General features: G+C 70.1%; 17 protein-coding genes. 1 reads left to right on the forward strand and 16 read right to left on the reverse strand.

Annotated elements, in window-relative coordinates; genetic code table 11:
- Positions 1 to 79 precede the first annotated feature (79 nt).
- The 13 genes from metK to pyrR form a co-directional block, all read right to left on the reverse strand.
- Positions 80 to 1,288 (reverse strand): methionine adenosyltransferase, encoded by a 1,209-nt coding sequence (gene metK, locus J8N05_RS39500; protein ID WP_210891798.1) that lies wholly within the window; start codon positions 1,286 to 1,288, stop codon positions 80 to 82.
- 258 nt (positions 1,289 to 1,546) lie between these two features.
- A complete protein-coding gene (gene coaBC / locus J8N05_RS39505) occupies positions 1,547 to 2,749 on the reverse strand; it encodes a bifunctional phosphopantothenoylcysteine decarboxylase/phosphopantothenate--cysteine ligase CoaBC (protein WP_210891800.1) in 1,203 nt (400 codons plus the stop codon).
- A gap of 107 nt (positions 2,750 to 2,856) precedes the next feature.
- Positions 2,857 to 3,129, reverse strand: a complete 273-nt coding sequence (rpoZ, locus tag J8N05_RS39510; RefSeq protein WP_005319902.1) for a DNA-directed RNA polymerase subunit omega — start codon at positions 3,127 to 3,129, stop codon at positions 2,857 to 2,859.
- A 50-nt stretch (positions 3,130 to 3,179) separates the two neighbouring features.
- Positions 3,180 to 3,773 carry a guanylate kinase gene (gene gmk, locus J8N05_RS39515; protein ID WP_210891802.1) on the reverse strand — a complete coding sequence of 198 codons (594 nt, stop codon included), beginning with the start codon at positions 3,771 to 3,773 and terminating at the stop codon, positions 3,180 to 3,182.
- A gap of 38 nt (positions 3,774 to 3,811) precedes the next feature.
- On the reverse strand, positions 3,812 to 4,135 hold the full coding sequence (locus J8N05_RS39520; protein ID WP_005319887.1) for an integration host factor: 324 nt from the start codon (positions 4,133 to 4,135) through the stop codon (positions 3,812 to 3,814).
- 255 nt (positions 4,136 to 4,390) lie between these two features.
- Positions 4,391 to 5,260 (reverse strand): orotidine-5'-phosphate decarboxylase, encoded by an 870-nt coding sequence (gene pyrF, locus J8N05_RS39525; RefSeq protein WP_210891804.1) that lies wholly within the window; start codon positions 5,258 to 5,260, stop codon positions 4,391 to 4,393.
- A complete protein-coding gene (locus tag J8N05_RS39530) occupies positions 5,257 to 6,372 on the reverse strand; it encodes a quinone-dependent dihydroorotate dehydrogenase (protein WP_210894147.1) in 1,116 nt (371 codons plus the stop codon). The genes pyrF and J8N05_RS39530 overlap by 4 nt, the downstream gene beginning before the upstream one ends.
- 152 nt (positions 6,373 to 6,524) lie before the next feature.
- Positions 6,525 to 9,833 (reverse strand): carbamoyl-phosphate synthase large subunit, encoded by a 3,309-nt coding sequence (gene carB / locus J8N05_RS39535; protein ID WP_210891812.1) that lies wholly within the window; start codon positions 9,831 to 9,833, stop codon positions 6,525 to 6,527.
- Positions 9,826 to 10,998, reverse strand: coding sequence for a glutamine-hydrolyzing carbamoyl-phosphate synthase small subunit (gene carA / locus J8N05_RS39540; protein WP_210891814.1), 1,173 nt, complete (start codon positions 10,996 to 10,998; stop codon positions 9,826 to 9,828). Before carA ends, carB begins: the two co-directional genes overlap by 8 nt.
- The gene (locus J8N05_RS39545) at positions 10,995 to 11,600 is read right to left on the reverse strand and encodes a PH-like domain-containing protein (RefSeq protein ID WP_210894149.1); all 606 of its coding nucleotides are present in this window, start codon (positions 11,598 to 11,600) and stop codon (positions 10,995 to 10,997) included. The genes carA and J8N05_RS39545 overlap by 4 nt, the downstream gene beginning before the upstream one ends.
- Before the next feature lie 26 nt (positions 11,601 to 11,626).
- On the reverse strand, positions 11,627 to 12,913 hold the full coding sequence (locus tag J8N05_RS39550) for a dihydroorotase (RefSeq protein ID WP_210891816.1): 1,287 nt from the start codon (positions 12,911 to 12,913) through the stop codon (positions 11,627 to 11,629).
- 5 nt (positions 12,914 to 12,918) lie between these two features.
- The gene (locus J8N05_RS39555; RefSeq protein ID WP_210891818.1) at positions 12,919 to 13,896 is read right to left on the reverse strand and encodes an aspartate carbamoyltransferase catalytic subunit; all 978 of its coding nucleotides are present in this window, start codon (positions 13,894 to 13,896) and stop codon (positions 12,919 to 12,921) included.
- Between the two features lie 145 nt (positions 13,897 to 14,041).
- Positions 14,042 to 14,632, reverse strand: coding sequence for a bifunctional pyr operon transcriptional regulator/uracil phosphoribosyltransferase PyrR (gene pyrR / locus J8N05_RS39560; RefSeq protein WP_210891820.1), 591 nt, complete (start codon positions 14,630 to 14,632; stop codon positions 14,042 to 14,044).
- Positions 14,633 to 14,876: 244 nt separating this feature from the next.
- Here pyrR and bldD point away from each other — a divergent pair, with 244 nt between their 5' ends.
- Positions 14,877 to 15,377 (forward strand): transcriptional regulator BldD, encoded by a 501-nt coding sequence (gene bldD / locus J8N05_RS39565; RefSeq protein WP_067366005.1) that lies wholly within the window; start codon positions 14,877 to 14,879, stop codon positions 15,375 to 15,377.
- A 225-nt stretch (positions 15,378 to 15,602) separates the two neighbouring features.
- Here bldD and nusB read toward each other — a convergent pair whose 3' ends face one another.
- The 3 genes from nusB to J8N05_RS39580 form a co-directional block, all read right to left on the reverse strand.
- Positions 15,603 to 16,037, reverse strand: coding sequence for a transcription antitermination factor NusB (gene nusB / locus J8N05_RS39570; protein WP_210891822.1), 435 nt, complete (start codon positions 16,035 to 16,037; stop codon positions 15,603 to 15,605).
- A 2-nt stretch (positions 16,038 to 16,039) separates the two neighbouring features.
- The gene (efp, locus tag J8N05_RS39575) at positions 16,040 to 16,606 is read right to left on the reverse strand and encodes an elongation factor P (protein ID WP_210891825.1); all 567 of its coding nucleotides are present in this window, start codon (positions 16,604 to 16,606) and stop codon (positions 16,040 to 16,042) included.
- A 104-nt stretch (positions 16,607 to 16,710) separates the two neighbouring features.
- Positions 16,711 to 17,832 carry an aminopeptidase P family protein gene (locus tag J8N05_RS39580; protein WP_210891827.1) on the reverse strand — a complete coding sequence of 374 codons (1,122 nt, stop codon included), beginning with the start codon at positions 17,830 to 17,832 and terminating at the stop codon, positions 16,711 to 16,713.
- Positions 17,833 to 17,899 lie beyond the last annotated feature (67 nt).

The raw sequence follows: 17,899 nt of genomic DNA on the forward strand, positions 1-17,899 counted from the left end.
GGAGGCCGGGCCTCGGTGGGAACGCTGGTGCGGAGGAGCGCGGCCTCCGTCGTGAGCGTGCGGGCGTGGAAGCGGGAGGCTAGAGCCCCGCCGCCTTGCGCAGGGCGTCCACGCGGTCCGTCTTCTCCCACGTGAACTCGGGCAGCGCGCGCCCGAAGTGGCCGTACGCGGCGGTCTTGGAGTAGATCGGCCGCAGCAGGTCGAGGTCGCGGATGATAGCGGCCGGGCGGAGGTCGAAGACCTCGGAGATGGCCGACTCGATCTTCTCCGCGTCCACCTTGGCGGTGCCGAAGGTCTCGACGAAGAGGCCGACAGGCTCGGCCTTGCCGATCGCGTAGGCGACCTGGACCTCGCAGCGGGAGGCAAGGCCCGCCGCGACGACGTTCTTGGCGACCCACCGCATCGCGTACGCGGCGGAGCGGTCGACCTTGGACGGGTCCTTGCCGGAGAACGCGCCGCCACCGTGGCGGGCCATACCGCCGTAGGTGTCGATGATGATCTTGCGGCCGGTCAGGCCGGCGTCGCCCATCGGGCCGCCGATCTCGAAGCGGCCGGTCGGGTTGACCAGGAGGCGGTAACCCTCGGTCTCCAGCTTGATGCCGTCGTCCAGGAGCGCCTTCAGCTCGGGCTCCACCACGAACTCGCGGATGTCGGGCGCGAGCAGCGAGTCCAGGTCGATGTCCGACGCGTGCTGCGAGGAGACGACGACGGTGTCCAGCCGGACCGCCTTGTCGCCGTCGTACTCGATGGTGACCTGCGTCTTGCCGTCGGGGCGCAGGTAGGGGATCGTGCCGTTCTTGCGGACCTCGGAGAGGCGGCGCGCGAGGCGGTGCGCGAGGTGGATCGGGAGCGGCATCAGCTCCGGGGTCTCGTCCGTCGCGTAGCCGAACATCAGGCCCTGGTCGCCGGCGCCCTGCTTGTCGAGCTCGTCCTCGTCGCCCTCGACCCGCTTCTCGTACGCGGTGTCGACGCCCTGCGCGATGTCCGGGGACTGAGAGCCGATCGACACGGACACGCCACAGGACGCGCCGTCGAAGCCCTTCTTCGAGGAGTCGTAGCCGATGTCGAGGATCTTGTCGCGCACGAGCTGCGCGATCGGCGCGTAGGCCTTGGTCGTGACCTCGCCGGCCACGTGTACGAGGCCGGTCGTGATCAGTGTCTCGACGGCGACCCGGGAAGACGGGTCCTCACGCAGAAGCGCGTCGAGGATGGTGTCGCTGATCTGGTCAGCGATCTTGTCGGGGTGACCCTCGGTCACGGACTCCGAGGTGAACAGGCGACGGGACACAACGCTCCCTGTGGTTGCAGCGGCTGCTGGCTGATCATTGGCGGACGGCCGGGAGCTGCGCCCGGCGTCGTCCGAGAACAGTTTATCGGTCGCGCTCCGTCGCGGGGCTACTGTCTCGCCTCTCGGAAGCGCTGTGACCTGGGGCACGGGCATTCTGCGACACGATTCACCGTCTCCGCCAGGTTCCCACACCCTTGCGCGCCGGTGAAAAGTGGTGTCCGCGTGCGACGGAGGGGTGTCGTGAAGTTATTGGGGCGTTCACACCAGTCGGCGCGCCACGAGGTCCCACACAGTCTCGGCCAGTGCTTCCTTGGGCCCGTACGGGACAGGGGTCTCACTTCCGTCGGCGCCCAGCACGACCGCCTCGTTCTCCTCGGAGCCGAAGGTCTTGCGTTCTCCGACCTCGTTGACGACGAGGAGGTCGCAGCCCTTGCGCCGGAGCTTCGCCCGGCCGTTGGCCAGCACGTCGTCCGTCTCGGCGGCGAAACCGACGACGACCTGGCCCGGGCGGGCGCGGTCCGCCGAGATCTCCGCGAGGATGTCCGGATTTCGAACGAGAACGATCGGCTCCGGTTCCTGGCCGTCCTTCTTCTTGATTTTTCCCGACGCGTATGCAGCGGGGCGGAAGTCCGCCACCGCCGCCGCCATCACCACGGCGTCCGCGTCCGGGGCGGCCTTGAGCACGGCCTCGCGGAGCTGCACGGCCGTCCCGACCTGGACGACGTCGACGCCCGCCGGGTCCGGCATCCCGGTGTTCGCGGCGATGAGGGTGACCCGGGCGCCCCGGGCGGCGGCGGTGCGCGCGAGGGCGTACCCCTGCTTTCCGGAGGAGCGGTTGCCGAGGAAGCGGACCGGGTCGAGCGGCTCGCGCGTGCCGCCGGCGCTGACGAGGACATGCCGGCCGGCGAGGTCCGGTTCGGCCGCTCCCCGGGCGAGCACCCGGCGGCAGGTCTCGAAGATCTCGGCGGGGTCGGGCAGCCGCCCCTTGCCGGTGTCGACGCCGGTCAGCCGGCCCACGGCGGGTTCGACGACGACGGCGCCCCGGCGGCGCAGGGTCGCCACGTTCTCCTGGGTGGCCGGGTGTTCCCACATCTCGGTGTGCATGGCGGGCGCGAAGACGACCGGACAGCGGGCGGTGAGCAGGGTGTTCGTGAGGAGGTCGTCGGCCAGGCCGTGGGCGGCCTTCGCCAGCAGGTCGGCGGTGGCGGGGGCGACGACGACCAGGTCGGCGCCCTGGCCGATCCGCACGTGCGGCACCTCGTGCACGTCCGACCAGACCTCGGTCGAGACGGGGTGTCCGGACAGGGCGGACCAGGTCGCGGCGCCGACGAAGTGCAGCGCGGACTCCGTCGGGACGACGCGCACGTCGTGGCCCGACTCGGTCAGTCGGCGCAGCAGCTCGCACGCCTTGTAGGCGGCGATGCCACCGCTGACCCCCAGCACGACCTTCGGCTTGTCCACGTCTCTCCCCGGACCCTCGGAAAACGTATGTACGCCCCCATCACACACCACAGGCCCGGCAGGGGCGCTGCCGGGCCTGTGGATAAACGAACTGCAAGCAGAAAATACTACTGAGCCGGGCCCTCGATGGCTTCCGACGTCAGCAGACCCGCGTTGATCTCCCGGAGGGCGATCGACAGCGGCTTCTCGTGGACGTGGGTGTCCACGAGGGGACCGACGTACTCAAGGAGGCCCTCGCCGAGCTGCGAGTAGTACGCGTTGATCTGACGGGCACGCTTGGCCGCGTAGATCACCAGGCTGTACTTCGAGTCGGTAGCCTCAAGGAGCTCGTCGATCGGAGGGTTGATGATGCCCTCGGGCGCGGTGATGGAAGAGGACACGCTCTGCCTTCCGAAAGGTGGAAATCGACCTTAAAGGTGATCCTGAAAGATCAAACAACTTCCATCAAGGCTAGCAGCTCGCGCGCCACGTCCTCGACGGAGGTGTTGACCAGGGTGGTGTCGAACTCCGGCTCGGCCGCCAGCTCGATCTTCGCGGCGGCCAGCCGGCGCTCGATCACCTCGGGCGGCTCGGTTCCCCGCCCGGTGAGCCGGCGCACCAGCTCCTCCCAGGAGGGAGGGGCCAGGAACACCAGCAGGGCCTCGGACATGGACTCGCGGACCTGCCGGGCGCCCTGGAGATCGATCTCCAGGAGGACCGACTCGCCGGACTCCAGGCGTTCGAGCACGGCGTCGCGAGGCGTCCCGTAGCGGTTGCCCGCGAACTCCGCCCATTCGAGAAGCTCGCCGTTGGCGATCAGCTTGTCCATCTCCTCGTCGCTGACGAAGAAGTAGTGGACACCGTGCTTCTCGCCGGGGCGCGGCCTGCGGGTCGTCGCCGACACCGAGAGCCAGACCTCGGGGTGTTCCTTGCGCATATGAGCGACGACCGTGCTCTTGCCGACCCCGGAGGGGCCGGAGAGCACGGTCAGCCGCGGACCTACGTCCGGGGATACGGGGGTCGTCCCCCGGGGTGTTGCAGCCATGCGGTGATTATCCAGGTTCTCAGGGGTGCCTGAGAACGTCAGGCCGCACCGCCGCCGAACTCGCGCTCCAAGGAGGCGATCTGGTTGGAGCCAAGACCTCGCACACGGCGGCTCTCGGAGATGCCGAGCCGTTCCATGATCTGCTTGGCGCGGACCTTGCCCACGCCCGGCAGGGACTCCAGGAGAGCGGAGACCTTCATCTTTCCGATGACGTCGTTCTCCTGACCCTGCTTGATGACCTCGTGGAGCGAGGCGCCGGAGTGCTTGAGTCGATTCTTGACCTCGGCCCGCTCCCGGCGAGCCGCGGCGGCCTTTTCGAGCGCGGCTGCGCGCTGTTCAGGGGTAAGGGGCGGAAGAGCCACGCCTACGTCACCTCGGATGTCGAACTGTCGGATACGGACCGGTGAGGAAGCTGGTCGCCCCACACCTGGCGAGCAACGGACAACACTTCTGCCCGTTGACTCTGGTCGGAGACTAGCGGGCAAGTCCGCCGGAGTCAGCGAGAACAGAGGAAAAGTCCTGGTCAGCCTCTATCGAGTCCGACATTTACGACAAAACTCCCCGGATTTGAGCATGTATTCAGACGCGCGACGTCCCAAAGACGCGCACCGAAGTGCTCAGGCCGCCTCCACCGCCGCCCTGATCTCCTCCGCGAAGAGGTCCGACGACGCGCGTAGCGCGCCGACGTCGGGTCCGTGACGCAGGACACCCCGGCTGACGTTCGGCACCACCTGGCGCACCGCCGCTCCGAAGACCCGGGGAAGGTCGGCCGGGGTCGCGCCCTGGGCGCCGATGCCGGGGGCGAGGAGCGGGCCGTTGATCGCGAGGTCGTACGAGGAGAGATCGCCGAGCGTGGCGCCGACGACCGCCCCGAAGGAGCCCATCGGGGTCTGTCCCGCGTTCTCCTCGGCGAGGTGCGCCAGCATGGTCGCGCCCACGTTCCGCAGGGCCGTGTCCTCGGGGCGTACCGCGTGCTGCACCTCGGCGCCCTCCGGGTTGGAGGTCAGGGCGAGCACGAACAGCCCGGAGCCGCTCTCCCGGGCGAGTTCGACGGCCGGCTCCAGCGAGCCGTAGCCGAGGTACGGCGAGACCGTGAGCGCGTCGGAGAACAGCGGTGAGCCCTTCTCCAGGAAGGCGGAGGCGTACGCCGCCATGGTCGAGCCGATGTCACCGCGCTTGGCGTCCATGACAACCAGCGCCCCGGCCGCGCGCGCCTCCTCGACCGACTTCTCCAGGACGGCGACACCGCGCGACCCGAAGCGCTCGAAGAACGCGCTCTGCGGCTTCAGTACGGCGACCCGGTCGGCCAGCGCCTCGACGACGGTACGGCTGAAGCGCTCTAGGCCCCCGATGTCGTCGTTCAGGCCCCAGTCGGCGAGCAGGGAGGCGTGCGGGTCGATGCCGACGCACAGCGGGCCCCGCTCGTCCATGGCGCGGCGCAGGCGGGCGCCGAAGGGCTCCGGGCCCTCACCGTTCAGCAGGCTCATACCGTGCTCCTCGTGTTCCTCACGTCGGCGCCGACCGCGTCGGCGAGGGTGGCGTACGGGCTCGTGCGGAGGCGGGCGGCGAGGCCCTTGTGGATGCCGCGTCCCCAGAAGGGGCCCTCGTAGATGAAGGCGCTGTAGCCCTGGACCAGCGTGGCGCCGGCAAGGATGCGCTGCCAGGCGTCCTCGGCGTTCTCGACGCCGCCGACGCCCACGAGGGTGATCCTGTCCCCCACGCGCGCGTAGAGGCGCCGCAGCACCTCCAGGGAGCGTGCCTTGAGCGGTGCGCCGGACAGTCCGCCGGTCTCCGCGACGAGGGAGGCGTCGGACCGCAGGCCCAGCTCCTCGCGCGCGATGGTGGTGTTCGTGGCGATGATCCCGTCCAGGCCCAGTTCGACCGCGAGGTCGGCGACGGCGTCCACGTCCTCGTCGGCGAGGTCCGGTGCGATCTTCACGAGCAGCGGCACCCGGCGCGCGGTGACGGTCCGGTCCGCGGCCTCGCGCACGGCGGTGAGCAGGGGCCGCAGCGACTCGGTCGCCTGGAGGTTGCGCAGTCCGGGCGTGTTCGGGGAGCTGACGTTGACCACGAGGTAGTCGGCGTACGGGGCCAGCCGTTCGGCGGACTTCACGTAGTCGGCGGCGGCCTCCTCCTCGGGGACGACCTTGGTCTTGCCGATGTTGACGCCCACGACGGTCCTGAAGACGGGCGTACGGGCCCTCAGGCGCTCCGCCACGGCCGCGGAGCCCTCGTTGTTGAATCCCATGCGGTTGATCAGCGCGCGGTCCTGCACGAGGCGGAACAGCCGCTTCCTGGGGTTGCCGGCCTGCGCCTCCCCCGTGACCGTGCCGATCTCGACGTGGTCGAAGCCGAGCATCGACAGACCGTCGATCGCGACCGCGTTCTTGTCGAAGCCCGCCGCGAGCCCGAACGGGCCGTGCATCCGCAAGCCGAACGCCTCGGTCCGCAGCTCCTTGTAGCGGGGCGCGAGCACGGCGGCGACGAAGGTCCGCAGGACCGGGACGCGGACGGCCAGCCGGATCCACCGGAAGGCGAGGTGATGGGCCTGCTCGGGATCCATGCGCTGAAACGCGAGCCGGAAGAAGAGCTGGTACATGGTGGGCTTCCTCATCGAGAACCTCATGGATGAGGGGGACACCTTCCTCGGTGTCCCCCTCAGGGTGGGCCAGAGCCCCCGAAGGGGCGCGGGGAACTGCGCGGCCGGCCACGACGGACCCGCGGACGAAGCACCCGCGGCAGGCGGAGCGCCTAGTCGCGCGCCGCGGTCAGGTGCTCCGCGTGCTCCTGCAGCGACCGCACGCCCACGTCTCCGCGGGTGAGCGCGTCGATGCCCTGGACGGCCGCGGCGAGCGCCTGGACGGTCGTCAGGCAGGGCACGGAGCGGGCCACGGCGGCCGTACGGATGTCGTAGCCGTCGAGGCGGCCACTGGTGCCGTACGGCGTGTTGACGATGAGGTCGACGCCGCCCTCGTGGATGAGCTGGACGATCGTCTTCTCGCCGTTCGGGCCCTCGCCCTCGGACTGCTTGCGCACGATGGTGGCGTTGATGCCGTTGCGCTTGAGCACCTCGGCCGTGCCGGACGTGGCGAACAGCTCGAAGCCGTGGGCGACCAGCTCACGGGCCGGGAAGACCATCGAGCGCTTGTCGCGGTTGGCGACGGAGATGAAGGCGCGCCCCTTGGTCGGCAGCGGCCCGTACGCGCCCGCCTGGGACTTCGCGTACGCCGTGCCGAACATCGAGTCGATGCCCATGACCTCGCCGGTGGAGCGCATCTCCGGGCCGAGGATGGTGTCGACCCCGCGGCCGTGGATGTCGCGGAAGCGCGACCACGGCATGACGGCCTCCTTGACGGAGATCGGTGCGTCGAACGGCAGCTCGCCGCCGTCGCCGTTCGCCGGGAGCAGGCCCTCGGCGCGCAGTTCGGCGACGGTGGCGCCCAGCGAGATCCGGGCGGCGGCCTTGGCGAGCGGCACCGCGGTCGCCTTCGAGGTGAAGGGGACCGTGCGCGAGGCACGCGGGTTGGCTTCGAGGACGTACAGGATGTCCCCGGCCAGCGCGAACTGGATGTTGATCAGTCCGCGGACGCCGACGCCCTTGGCGATGGCCTCGGTCGAGGCGCGCAGCCGCTTGATGTCGAACCCGCCGAGGGTGATCGGGGGCAGCGCGCACGCCGAGTCGCCGGAGTGGATGCCGGCCTCCTCGATGTGCTCCATGACGCCGCCGAGGTACAGCTCGTGGCCGTCGTACAGGGCGTCCACGTCGATCTCGATCGCGTCGTCCAGGAAGCGGTCGACCAGGACCGGCCGGGAGGGGCTGATCTCGGTGGATTCCTCGATGTACGAGGCCAGCCGGGTCTCGTCGTACACGATCTCCATGCCGCGTCCGCCGAGGACGTACGACGGCCGGACGAGGACGGGGTAGCCGATCTCGTCCGCGATGGCCTTGGCGCCGGCGAAGGTGGTGGCGGTGCCGTGCTTCGGCGCGGGCAGTCCGGCCTCCGCGAGGACCCGGCCGAAGGCGCCGCGGTCCTCGGCGGCGTGGATGGCCTCGGGCGGGGTGCCGACGACCGGGACGCCGTTGTCCTTGAGCGCCTGCGACAGACCGAGCGGGGTCTGGCCGCCGAGCTGGACGATCACGCCCGCGACCGGTCCGGCCAGGGTCTCCGCGTGGACGATCTCCAGTACGTCCTCCAGGGTGAGCGGCTCGAAGTACAGCCGGTCGGAGGTGTCGTAGTCCGTGGAGACGGTCTCGGGGTTGCAGTTGACCATCACGGTCTCGAAGCCGGCGTCGCTCAGCGCGAAGGAGGCGTGGACGCAGGAGTAGTCGAACTCGATGCCCTGGCCGATGCGGTTCGGACCGGAGCCGAGGATGATCACCGCGGGCTTCTCGCGCGGCGCGACCTCGCTCTCCTCGTCGTACGAGGAGTAGAAGTACGGCGTCTTGGCGGCGAACTCGGCGGCGCAGGTGTCGACCGTCTTGTAGACGGGGCGTACGCCGAGCGCGTGGCGCACCTCGCGCACCACGTCGTCGCGCAGCCCGCGGATCTCGCCGATCTGGACGTCGGAGAAGCCGTGCCGCTTGGCCTCGGCGAGCAGCGCGGGCTCCAGCTTGTCGGCGGCGGCCAGCTCGTCCGCGATCTCCTTGATCAGGAACAGCTGGTCCACGAACCAGGGGTCGATGCGGGTCGCGTCGAAGACCTCCTCGGGCGTGGCGCCCGCGCGGATGGCCTGCATGACGGAGTTGATGCGGCCGTCGGTCGGCCGTACGGCCTCCGCGAGCAGTTCGGCCTTGTCGCCGGGCTCGCCGACGAACGTGAACTGGCTGCCCTTCTTCTCCAGGGAGCGCAGGGCCTTCTGCAGGGCCTCGGTGAAGTTGCGGCCGATCGCCATGGCCTCGCCGACCGACTTCATGGTCGTGGTCAGCGTGGAGTCGGCGGAGGGGAACTTCTCGAAGGCGAACCGCGGCGCCTTGACGACCACGTAGTCGAGGGTCGGCTCGAAGGACGCCGGGGTCTTCTCGGTGATGTCGTTCGGGATCTCGTCGAGCGTGTAGCCGACGGCCAGCTTGGCGGCGATCTTGGCGATCGGGAAGCCGGTGGCCTTCGACGCGAGGGCCGAGGAGCGCGAGACGCGCGGGTTCATCTCGATGACGATGATGCGGCCGTCTTCGGGGTTGACGGCGAACTGGATGTTGCAGCCGCCGGTGTCGACGCCGACCTCGCGGATGATCGCGATGCCGATGTCGCGCAGGCGCTGGTACTCGCGGTCGGTCAGCGTCATGGAGGGCGCGACGGTGATGGAGTCGCCGGTGTGGACGCCCATCGGGTCGAAGTTCTCGATGGAGCAGACGACCACGACGTTGTCGTTCTTGTCGCGCATCAGCTCCAGCTCGTACTCCTTCCAGCCGAGGATGGACTCCTCCAGGAGCACCTCGGTGGTCGGGGAGAGCATGAGGCCCTGGCCGGCGATGCGGCGCAGCTCCTCCTCGTCGTGCGCGAAGCCGGAGCCGGCGCCGCCCATGGTGAAGGAGGGGCGCACGACGACGGGGTAGCCGCCGAGCGTGTCGACACCGCCCAGGACGTCGTCCATGGAGTGGCAGATGACCGAGCGGGCGGACTCGCCGTGGCCGATCTTCGCGCGGACGGCCTCGACGACGCCCTTGAAGAGGTCGCGGTCCTCGCCCTTGTTGATGGCCTCGACGTTGGCGCCGATCAGTTCGACGCCGTACTTCTCCAGCACACCCTGTTCGTGCATGGAGATCGCGGTGTTGAGTGCGGTCTGGCCACCCAGGGTGGGCAGGAGCGCGTCGGGGCGCTCCTTGGCGATGATCTTCTCGACGAACTCCGGGGTGATCGGCTCGACGTACGTGGCGTCGGCGATCTCCGGGTCGGTCATGATCGTCGCGGGGTTGGAGTTGACCAGGATCACCCGCAGGCCCTCGGCCTTGAGGACGCGGCAGGCCTGGGTGCCGGAGTAGTCGAACTCGGCGGCCTGGCCGATGACGATCGGGCCGGAGCCGATGACCAGGACGGACTGGATATCGGAGCGCTTAGGCACGCTGGCCCTCCATCGAAGCTGTGTTCATCAAAGACGTGAAGCGGTCGAACAGGTAGGCGGCGTCGTGCGGGCCCGCGGCCGCCTCGGGGTGGTACTGGACGCTGAACGCGGGCTGGTCGAGCAGCTGGAGCCCCTCGACGACCTGGTCGTTCAGACAGACGTGGCTGACCTCGGCCCGCCCGTAGGGGGTCTCGGAGACCTTGTCGAGCGGCGCGTCGACGGCGAAGCCGTGGTTGTGCGCGGTGACCTCGACCTTGCCGGTCGTACGGTCCTGCACGGGCTGGTTGATGCCCCGGTGGCCGTACTTCAGCTTGTAGGTGCCGAAGCCCAGCGCGCGGCCGAGGATCTGGTTGCCGAAGCAGATGCCGAACAGGGGCGTCCTCCGCTCCAGCACGGCGCGCATGAGGGCGACGGGGTGCTCGGCCTGCTCCGGGTCGCCGGGGCCGTTCGAGAAGAACACGCCGTCGGGGGCGACCGCGTAGATCTCCTCGACGGTGGCGGTGGCGGGCAGCACGTGCACCTCGATGCCGCGCTCGGCCATGCGGTGCGGGGTCATGCCCTTGATGCCGAGGTCCACGGCGGCGACGGTGAACTTCTTCTCACCGACGGCGGGGACGACGTACGCCTCCTGGGTGGCGACCTCCTCGTAGAGGCTGGCGCCCTTCATCTCGGGGGCCTGGCGCACCTCGGTGAGCATGGTGCCCTCGTCCGGGAGCGTGCTGCCGGAGAAGATGCCGACGCGCATGGCGCCGCGCTCGCGCAGATGGCGGGTGAGCGCGCGGGTGTCGATGCCGCTGATGCCCACGACGCCCTGCGCGGCGAGCTCCTCGTCGAGCGAGCGCCGGGAGCGCCAGTTGGAGGGCACGCGCGCGGGGTCGCGTACGACGTAACCGGAGACCCAGATCTTCCTGGACTCCATGTCCTCGTCGTTGATGCCGGTGTTGCCGACGTGCGGGGAGGTCATCACGACGACCTGGCGGTGGTACGACGGGTCGGTGAGGGTCTCCTGGTAGCCGGTCATGCCGGTGGAGAACACCGCTTCGCCGAAGGTCACCCCCACGGCCCCGTAGGCACGGCCGCGGAAGGTCCGGCCGTCCTCCAGAACGAGTACGGCGGGAGCCGCCTTCTGCCGCTGCGAGGCGGTTCCCTGGTCGGAGGTGGTCATCGTGCGCCTTCCGTGTCGCTGCTCTGGTCGATGTCGCTGCTCTTGTCGGTCATGTCGTTCAGGGTGTCGACCCATTCGTTGTGCTCCGCCGCGTGGTCGGAGCGGAACCCGGAGTCGATCAGCTTGTCGCCGTGTTCCCAGGTGACGACGAGCAGGCCGCCCTCGGAGAGGACCTTGCCCGCGATGCCCTTGTCGAGCCGGGCCTCGCGCAGTCGCTCGCGGGGGACGAAGAAGTCGGCCGCCCCGGGGCGTACGACGTCCAGGCCCGCGTCCGTCAGGGTCAGCTCGACCCTGCTGCGGGTGCCCAGGCCGTGCGCCACGATGCGGTCGAGCCACTGCCCGGCCGTCGTCGAGCCGTGGTAGCGGCCGCTCATGGTCAGTCTGGCCGCACCGGGCTCACTCGGCGCGGCGGGCAGCTCGGGCAGGTCGCCCTGGAGGGTGCCGCGCCATTTCCAGCCCTCGCGCATCAGCCAGTAGACGAGCGCGATGAACAGGACCAGGCCGACGAGCCAGCCGATGCGGGCGGCCCAGTCGGTCACCTCGGCGGACTTCTGCTCCGCCGCGAGGCCGACGGCGCGGCCCGTGGTGAGTTCCGTGGCGATCTGCGCTGCAAAGGGGGTGAGTGATGTCACGCGAGCTTCCCGTCGACGAGCGTGGCCCTGCCCCGCAGCCACGTGTGCGTGACACGGCCCGGCAGCTCACGACCCTCGTACGGAGTGTTGCGGCTGCGCGATGCGAAGCCCGCGGGGTCCACCTCACCACGGTATGCGGTGTCCACCAGCGTGAGGTTGGCGGGCTCACCTGCCGAGACGGGACGGCCGTGGCCCTGCGCCCGGCCGATCTCGGCGGGCTTGAGGGACATGCGGTCGGCGACGCCGGCCCAGTCGAGCAGCCCGGTCTCGACCATCGTCTGCTGGACGACCGACAGAGCCGTCTCCAGGCCCACCATGCCCATGGCGGCGGCGGCCCACTCGCAGTCCTTGTCCTCGTGCGGGTGCGGGGCGTGGTCGGTGGCGACGATGTCGATCGTGCCGTCGGCGAGCGCCTCGCGCAGGGCCAGCACGTCGCGCTCGGTGCGCAGCGGCGGGTTGACCTTGTAGACCGGGTTGTAGGAGCGCACCAGCTCATCCGTGAGGAGGAGGTGGTGCGGGGTGACCTCGGCGGTCACGTCGATGCCGCGGGACTTGGCCCAGCGGACGATCTCGACGGAGCCGGCGGTCGACAGGTGGCAGATGTGGACGCGGGAGCCGACGTGCTCGGCGAGCAGGACGTCCCGGGCGATGATCGACTCCTCGGCGACCGCGGGCCAGCCGCCGAGTCCCAGTTCCGCGGAGACGACGCCCTCGTTCATCTGGGCGCCCTCGGTGAGGCGGGGCTCCTGGGCGTGCTGGGCGACGACACCGCCGAAGGCCTTCACGTACTCCAGGGCCCTGCGCATGATCACTGCGTCGTCGACGCACTTGCCGTCGTCCGAGAAGACGGTGACGCCGGCGGCGGACTCGTGCATGGCGCCCAGCTCGGCGAGCTTCTTGCCCTCCAGGCCGACGGTGACGGCCCCGATGGGCTGGACGTCGCAGTAGCCGTGTTCCCGGCCGAGCCGGTAGACCTGCTCGACGACTCCGGCGGTGTCGGCCACGGGGAAGGTGTTGGCCATGGCGAACACGGCGGTGTAGCCGCCGCTCGCGGCGGCGCGCGTGCCGGTCAGGACCGTCTCGGAGTCCTCACGGCCGGGTTCGCGCAGATGGGTGTGCAGGTCGACGAGCCCCGGCAGGAGCACCCGGCCGTCGGCCTCGACGACCTCGGCGCCCTCCGCCGAGAGGCCCGTACCGACCTCGGCGATGGTCTCGCCGTCGATGAGGACGTCCTGCGGCTCGCCGCCGAGCACCTTCGCACCACGGATCAGAATCTTGCTCATGTGACTTACTTCTCCTCGGTACGGGTGTGGGTGGCGGCGGGTTCGTTGCCACCGAGCAGCAGGTACAGGACGGCCATCCGGATCGAGACGCCGTTGGTGACCTGCTCGATGGCGGTGCAGCGCTCCGAGTCGGCGACCTCGGCGGTGATCTCCATGCCGCGGACCATCGGCCCGGGGTGCATCACGATGGCGTGCTCGGGCATCTTCGCCATGCGGTCGCCGTCGAGGCCGTAGCGCCGCGAGTACTCGCGCTCGGTCGGGAAGAACGCCGCGTTCATCCGCTCGCGCTGCACGCGCAGCAGCATCACGGCGTCGGACTTGGACAGCGTCCGGTCGAGGTCGTACGAGACCTCGCAGGGCCAGGACTCGACGCCGACCGGCACCAGGGTCGGCGGGGCGACGAGGGTGACCTCGGCGCCGAGGGTGTGCAGCAGGTCGACGTTCGAGCGGGCGACCCGGCTGTGCAGGATGTCGCCGACGAGCGTGATGCGCCGGCCGGAGAGGTCCTGGCCGAGGCCCTCGTCCCGGCCGACGAGCCGGCGCCGCATGGTGAAGGCGTCGAGGAGGGCCTGGGTGGGGTGCTGGTGGGTGCCGTCGCCCGCGTTGATGACGGCTGCGTCGATCCAGCCGCTGGTCGCGAGGCGGTACGGGGCTCCGGAGGCGCCGTGCCGGATGACGACGGCGTCGACGCCCATCGCCTCCAGGGTCTGGGCGGTGTCCTTCAGGGACTCGCCCTTGGAGACGCTGGAGCCCTTGGCGGTGAAGTTGATGACGTCCGCGGACAGCCGCTTCTCGGCGGCCTCGAAGGAGATCCGGGTGCGGGTGGAGTCCTCGAAGAAGAGGTTGACGACGGTGCGGCCGCGCAGGGTCGGCAGCTTCTTGATCGGCCGGTCGGCGACCCGGGCCATCTCCTCGGCGGTGTCGAGGATCAGGACGGCGTCGTCGCGGGTGAGGTCGGCGGCCGAGATGAGATGACGCTGCATCTTTCAGGCTCCGTAAGGCAGAAGGCAGGCAGGCACGAGGCGGTTCAGGTCGGGAAGCGGGCGTCCGGCGGTGCCGGTGGGCACGGCCGGGGCGGGCAGGGGCGCGCGTGGGCCCGGCGCACGGCGACGGCCGTACGCCGCGGGGCTACGGCTGCCCGCCCTGGGAGGTCTGCTTCACACCGAGCAGCACGGTGTCCCGGCCGTCCTCCTCGGCGAGCTGGACCTTGACCGTCTCCCGCAACGACGTGGGGAGGTTCTTGCCGACGTAGTCGGCGCGGATCGGGAGTTCGCGGTGGCCGCGGTCGACGAGGACCGCGAGCTGCACGGCGCGCGGGCGGCCGATGTCGTTCAGCGCGTCGAGGGCGGCGCGGATGGTGCGGCCGGAGAAGAGCACGTCGTCGACGAGGACGACCAGTCTGCCGTCGATGCCGTCACTGGGGATGTCGGTACGGGCCAGCGCTCGCGGCGGGTGCATGCGCAGGTCGTCGCGGTACATGGTGATGTCGAGGGAGCCGACCGGGATACGGCGGTCGGTGATCTCCTGGAGCTTGACGGCGAGCCGCTGGGCCAGGTGCACGCCGCGGGTCGGAATGCCCAGGAGCACCACGTCCTCGGCGCCCTTGGCGCGCTCGACGATCTCGTGGGCGATGCGGGTCAGGACCCGTGCGATGTCGGGGGCCTCCAGAACGGGCCGCGCATCGGACGCGTACTGCTGCTTCTGCTGTTCGGTGTCCATACGAAACGGACCTCCTTCTCCGCCTCTCGGGACGGATCATTAAAGGACGTCGGAATTGCGCCATCAACGGTACCAGCCCGGCAATGCCCCTGATCACCCCCCTCGTCCCGGCCGTGCTCCGCTTCCCCGGGGAGACCGGTCCGGACCATTCGGCTTGACGAGCCAGAGTCACGCTGCGTAACCTCACAGTGAGTCACCAGCCGCGCGGCCGAGCCGCACGTCGACACAGTGTCCGGGGAGCTATATGTCCAGCGAATACGCCAAACAGCTCGGGGCCAAGCTCCGCGCCATCCGTACCCAGCAGGGCCTTTCCCTCCACGGCGTCGAGGAGAAGTCCCAGGGCCGCTGGAAGGCGGTCGTGGTCGGTTCGTACGAGCGCGGCGACCGCGCCGTGACCGTGCAGCGTCTTGCCGAGCTGGCGGACTTCTACGGCGTTCCCGTGCAGGAGCTGCTGCCGGGCACCACGCCGGGCGGGGCCGCCGAGCCGCCGCCGAAGCTGGTCCTCGATCTGGAGCGACTGGCGCACGTACCGGCCGAGAAGGCGGGTCCCCTGCAGCGCTACGCGGCGACGATCCAGTCCCAGCGCGGCGACTACAACGGCAAGGTGCTGTCGATCCGCCAGGACGACCTGCGCACGCTCGCCGTCATCTACGACCAGTCGCCCTCGGTCCTCACCGAGCAGCTGATCAGCTGGGGCGTCCTGGACGCGGATGCGCGCCGCGCGGTCTCACACGACGAGGGCTGACCGCACCAGCACTGAGAAGAAACGTGCCGCCCGGGGGGCCGGAACCAATGGGTTCCGGCCCCCCGGCGGCTTTCTGGGGCCCTGGGAGGCTTCGGCCGTACGAGGACGCCGGAGGGCCCGCAGCATGACACTGCGGGCCCTCCGGCGTACCTAAGGGGCGCGGGGAACTGCGCGACCAGCCCCCACCGGCCCGCGCATCACATCGCACGGTGCGGAGCGGATCGTTCAGACCTCGTCCCGCCGCAGCGACGACTTGAGCTCCTTGAACCGGCCGAGCAGCCCGTTCACGAACGCGGGCGAGTCGTCCGTGGAGAACTCCTTGGCCAACTGCACCGCCTCGTCGAGCACGACCGCGTCCGGGGTCTCGTCCACCCAGATCAGCTCGTACGCACCGAGACGCAGGATGTTGCGGTCGACGACCGGCATCCTGTCGAGCGTCCAGTCGACGGCGTACTGCGAGATCAGCTCGTCGATGCGCCGCGCGTGGTCCGCGTAGCCCTCGACCAGCACCATCGTGAACTCGCTCACGGGCGGCTGCCGGGTGTCGGTCCTGGAGTGCCTGATCCAGTCCGCGAGGACCGTCTGGACGTCGACGTCTCGCTGGTCACCCTCGAAGAGGATCTGGAAGGCACGCTTGCGGGCCGTATTGCGGGCAGCCACGGTTAGCTGTTCACCCGGCCGAGGTAGTCGCTCGTGCGGGTGTCGACCTTGATCTTCTCACCGGTGGTGATGAAGAGCGGGACGTTGATCTGGTGACCGGTCTCCAGGGTGGCGGGCTTGGTGCCACCCGTGGAACGGTCGCCCTGCACGCCCGGCTCGGTCTCCTGGACGACGAGCTCGACGGCGGCCGGCAGCTCGACGAAGAGCACCTCGCCCTCGTGCTGCGCCACGGTGGCGGTGAAGCCCTCGATCAGGAAGTTGGCGGCGTCGCCGACGGCCTTGCGGTCGACCATGAGCTGGTCGTAGGTCTCCATGTCCATGAAGACGAAGTACTCGCCGTCCATGTACGAGAACTGCATGTCGCGCTTGTCGACAGTGGCCGTCTCGACCTTGACGCCGGCGTTGAACGTCTTGTCGACGACCTTGCCGGAAAGCACGTTCTTCAGCTTGGTGCGCACGAAGGCGGGGCCCTTGCCGGGCTTGACGTGCTGGAACTCGACGACGGACCAGAGCTGGCCCCCGTCGAGCTTGAGCACCAGGCCGTTCTTGAGGTCGTTCGTGGAAGCCACGGTTGCGGAATCTCCTGGACTGACGTGGACGACCCCGGTAACACGCGCACGGTCCGAAGCGGTCGAGGCACCCGATACGGTCGAGGCCTGTACAGCTTGCGGGACTAGAGCGCGAGCAGTTCCTTGGTCGTGATGGTGAGTAGCTCGGGTCCGCCGTCCGCCTCAGGGCGCACGACGAGCGTGTCATCGATCCTGACACCGCCCCGGCCCGGAAGGTGGACCCCCGGTTCGACGGTGACCGGCACGCAAGCGTCCAGTTTACCCATGGCCGCGGGGGCCAACTGCGGCTCCTCGTCGATTTCGAGCCCCACACCGTGTCCGGTCGACTCGGGAAGGCCCTCCGTGTGCCCGGCGGAGTCCAGTACCTGGCGGGCCGCGCGGTCCACGTCGCGGTAGGCGACGCCGGGCACCAGGGCCTCGCGGCCGGCCCTCTGGGATGCGAAGACGAGGTCGTACAGCTCGATCTGCCAGTCCGCGGGAGAGGTGCCGATAACGAACGTCCGGCCGATCTCGCAGCGGTATCCGTGGTAGGTCGCCCCGAGGCAGACGGAGAGGAAATCTCCCTCCTCGACCCGGCGGTCGGTCGGCCGGTGTCCGCGGCGCCCGGAGTGCGGGCCGGTGCCGACCGACGTCCTGAAGGCCGGTCCGTCGGCGCCGTGGTCGACGAGGCGGCGTTCCAGTTCCAGCGCGAGATGCCGTTCGGTGCGGCCGACGAGGATCGACTCCAGGAGTTCGCCCAGGGCCTGGTCGGCGATCTCCGCGCCGATGCGCAGACAGGAGATCTCCTCCTCGTCCTTGATCACCCGCAGCTGTTCGACGGCTCCGCCGACGTCCGCGAGGCGCAGGGCGGGGGCCACGGAACCGATCGCCCGGTGGCGGGTCACGGTGAGGTGGTGCTCCTCCACGGCGAGGGAGTCGGCGCCCTGGGTCGCGGCGAGGTCCGCGGCGGCGACGGCGGGGTCGCCGCCGGGGCTCGGCAGCGTGTGGATCCGCAGGGCCTCGTCGGGGCGGCCGTCCGCGGCGGAGGGGGTGCCGGGTGTCGTGCCGGGTGCGGTGCCGTGTACGAGCAGGTCCTCGGTGCTGCCCAGCAGGAGGACCGCGCCGGGTGGGGCCACGCCCGTGAGGTAGCGGACGTTCGCCGGGCGGGTGACCAGCGCGGAGGCGCTGCCGCTGGCGTTCACGCGGTCTCGTAGCCGGGCTCGGCGGGTTTCGTGCACCTCTGGCATGGTTTGAGCGTATGAGCTTCGCTCGGATTGCGCCGGTTTGAGGGGGCCGAGTGGGCGGGCCGGGCGG

This window comes from Streptomyces liliiviolaceus (assembly GCF_018070025.1).
Classification (GTDB): domain Bacteria; phylum Actinomycetota; class Actinomycetes; order Streptomycetales; family Streptomycetaceae; genus Streptomyces; species Streptomyces liliiviolaceus.

What these genes read in the sequence shown, in the direction of transcription:
- carA (WP_210891814.1), bottom strand. Translation starts at nt 10,998, where the DNA reads ATGACCACCTCCGACCAGGGAACCGCCTCGCAGCGGCAGAAGGCGGCT.
- pyrR (WP_210891820.1), bottom strand. Translation starts at nt 14,632, where the DNA reads ATGGACACCGAACAGCAGAAGCAGCAGTACGCGTCCGATGCGCGGCCC.
- bldD (WP_067366005.1), top strand. Translation starts at nt 14,877, where the DNA reads ATGTCCAGCGAATACGCCAAACAGCTCGGGGCCAAGCTCCGCGCCATC.
- J8N05_RS39580 (WP_210891827.1), bottom strand. Translation starts at nt 17,832, where the DNA reads ATGCCAGAGGTGCACGAAACCCGCCGAGCCCGGCTACGAGACCGCGTG.
- gmk (WP_210891802.1), bottom strand. Translation starts at nt 3,773, where the DNA reads ATGGCTGCAACACCCCGGGGGACGACCCCCGTATCCCCGGACGTAGGT.
- J8N05_RS39550 (WP_210891816.1), bottom strand. Translation starts at nt 12,913, where the DNA reads ATGAGCAAGATTCTGATCCGTGGTGCGAAGGTGCTCGGCGGCGAGCCG.
- pyrF (WP_210891804.1), bottom strand. Translation starts at nt 5,260, where the DNA reads ATGAGCCTGCTGAACGGTGAGGGCCCGGAGCCCTTCGGCGCCCGCCTG.
- J8N05_RS39530 (WP_210894147.1), bottom strand. Translation starts at nt 6,372, where the DNA reads ATGTACCAGCTCTTCTTCCGGCTCGCGTTTCAGCGCATGGATCCCGAG.
- J8N05_RS39555 (WP_210891818.1), bottom strand. Translation starts at nt 13,896, where the DNA reads ATGCAGCGTCATCTCATCTCGGCCGCCGACCTCACCCGCGACGACGCC.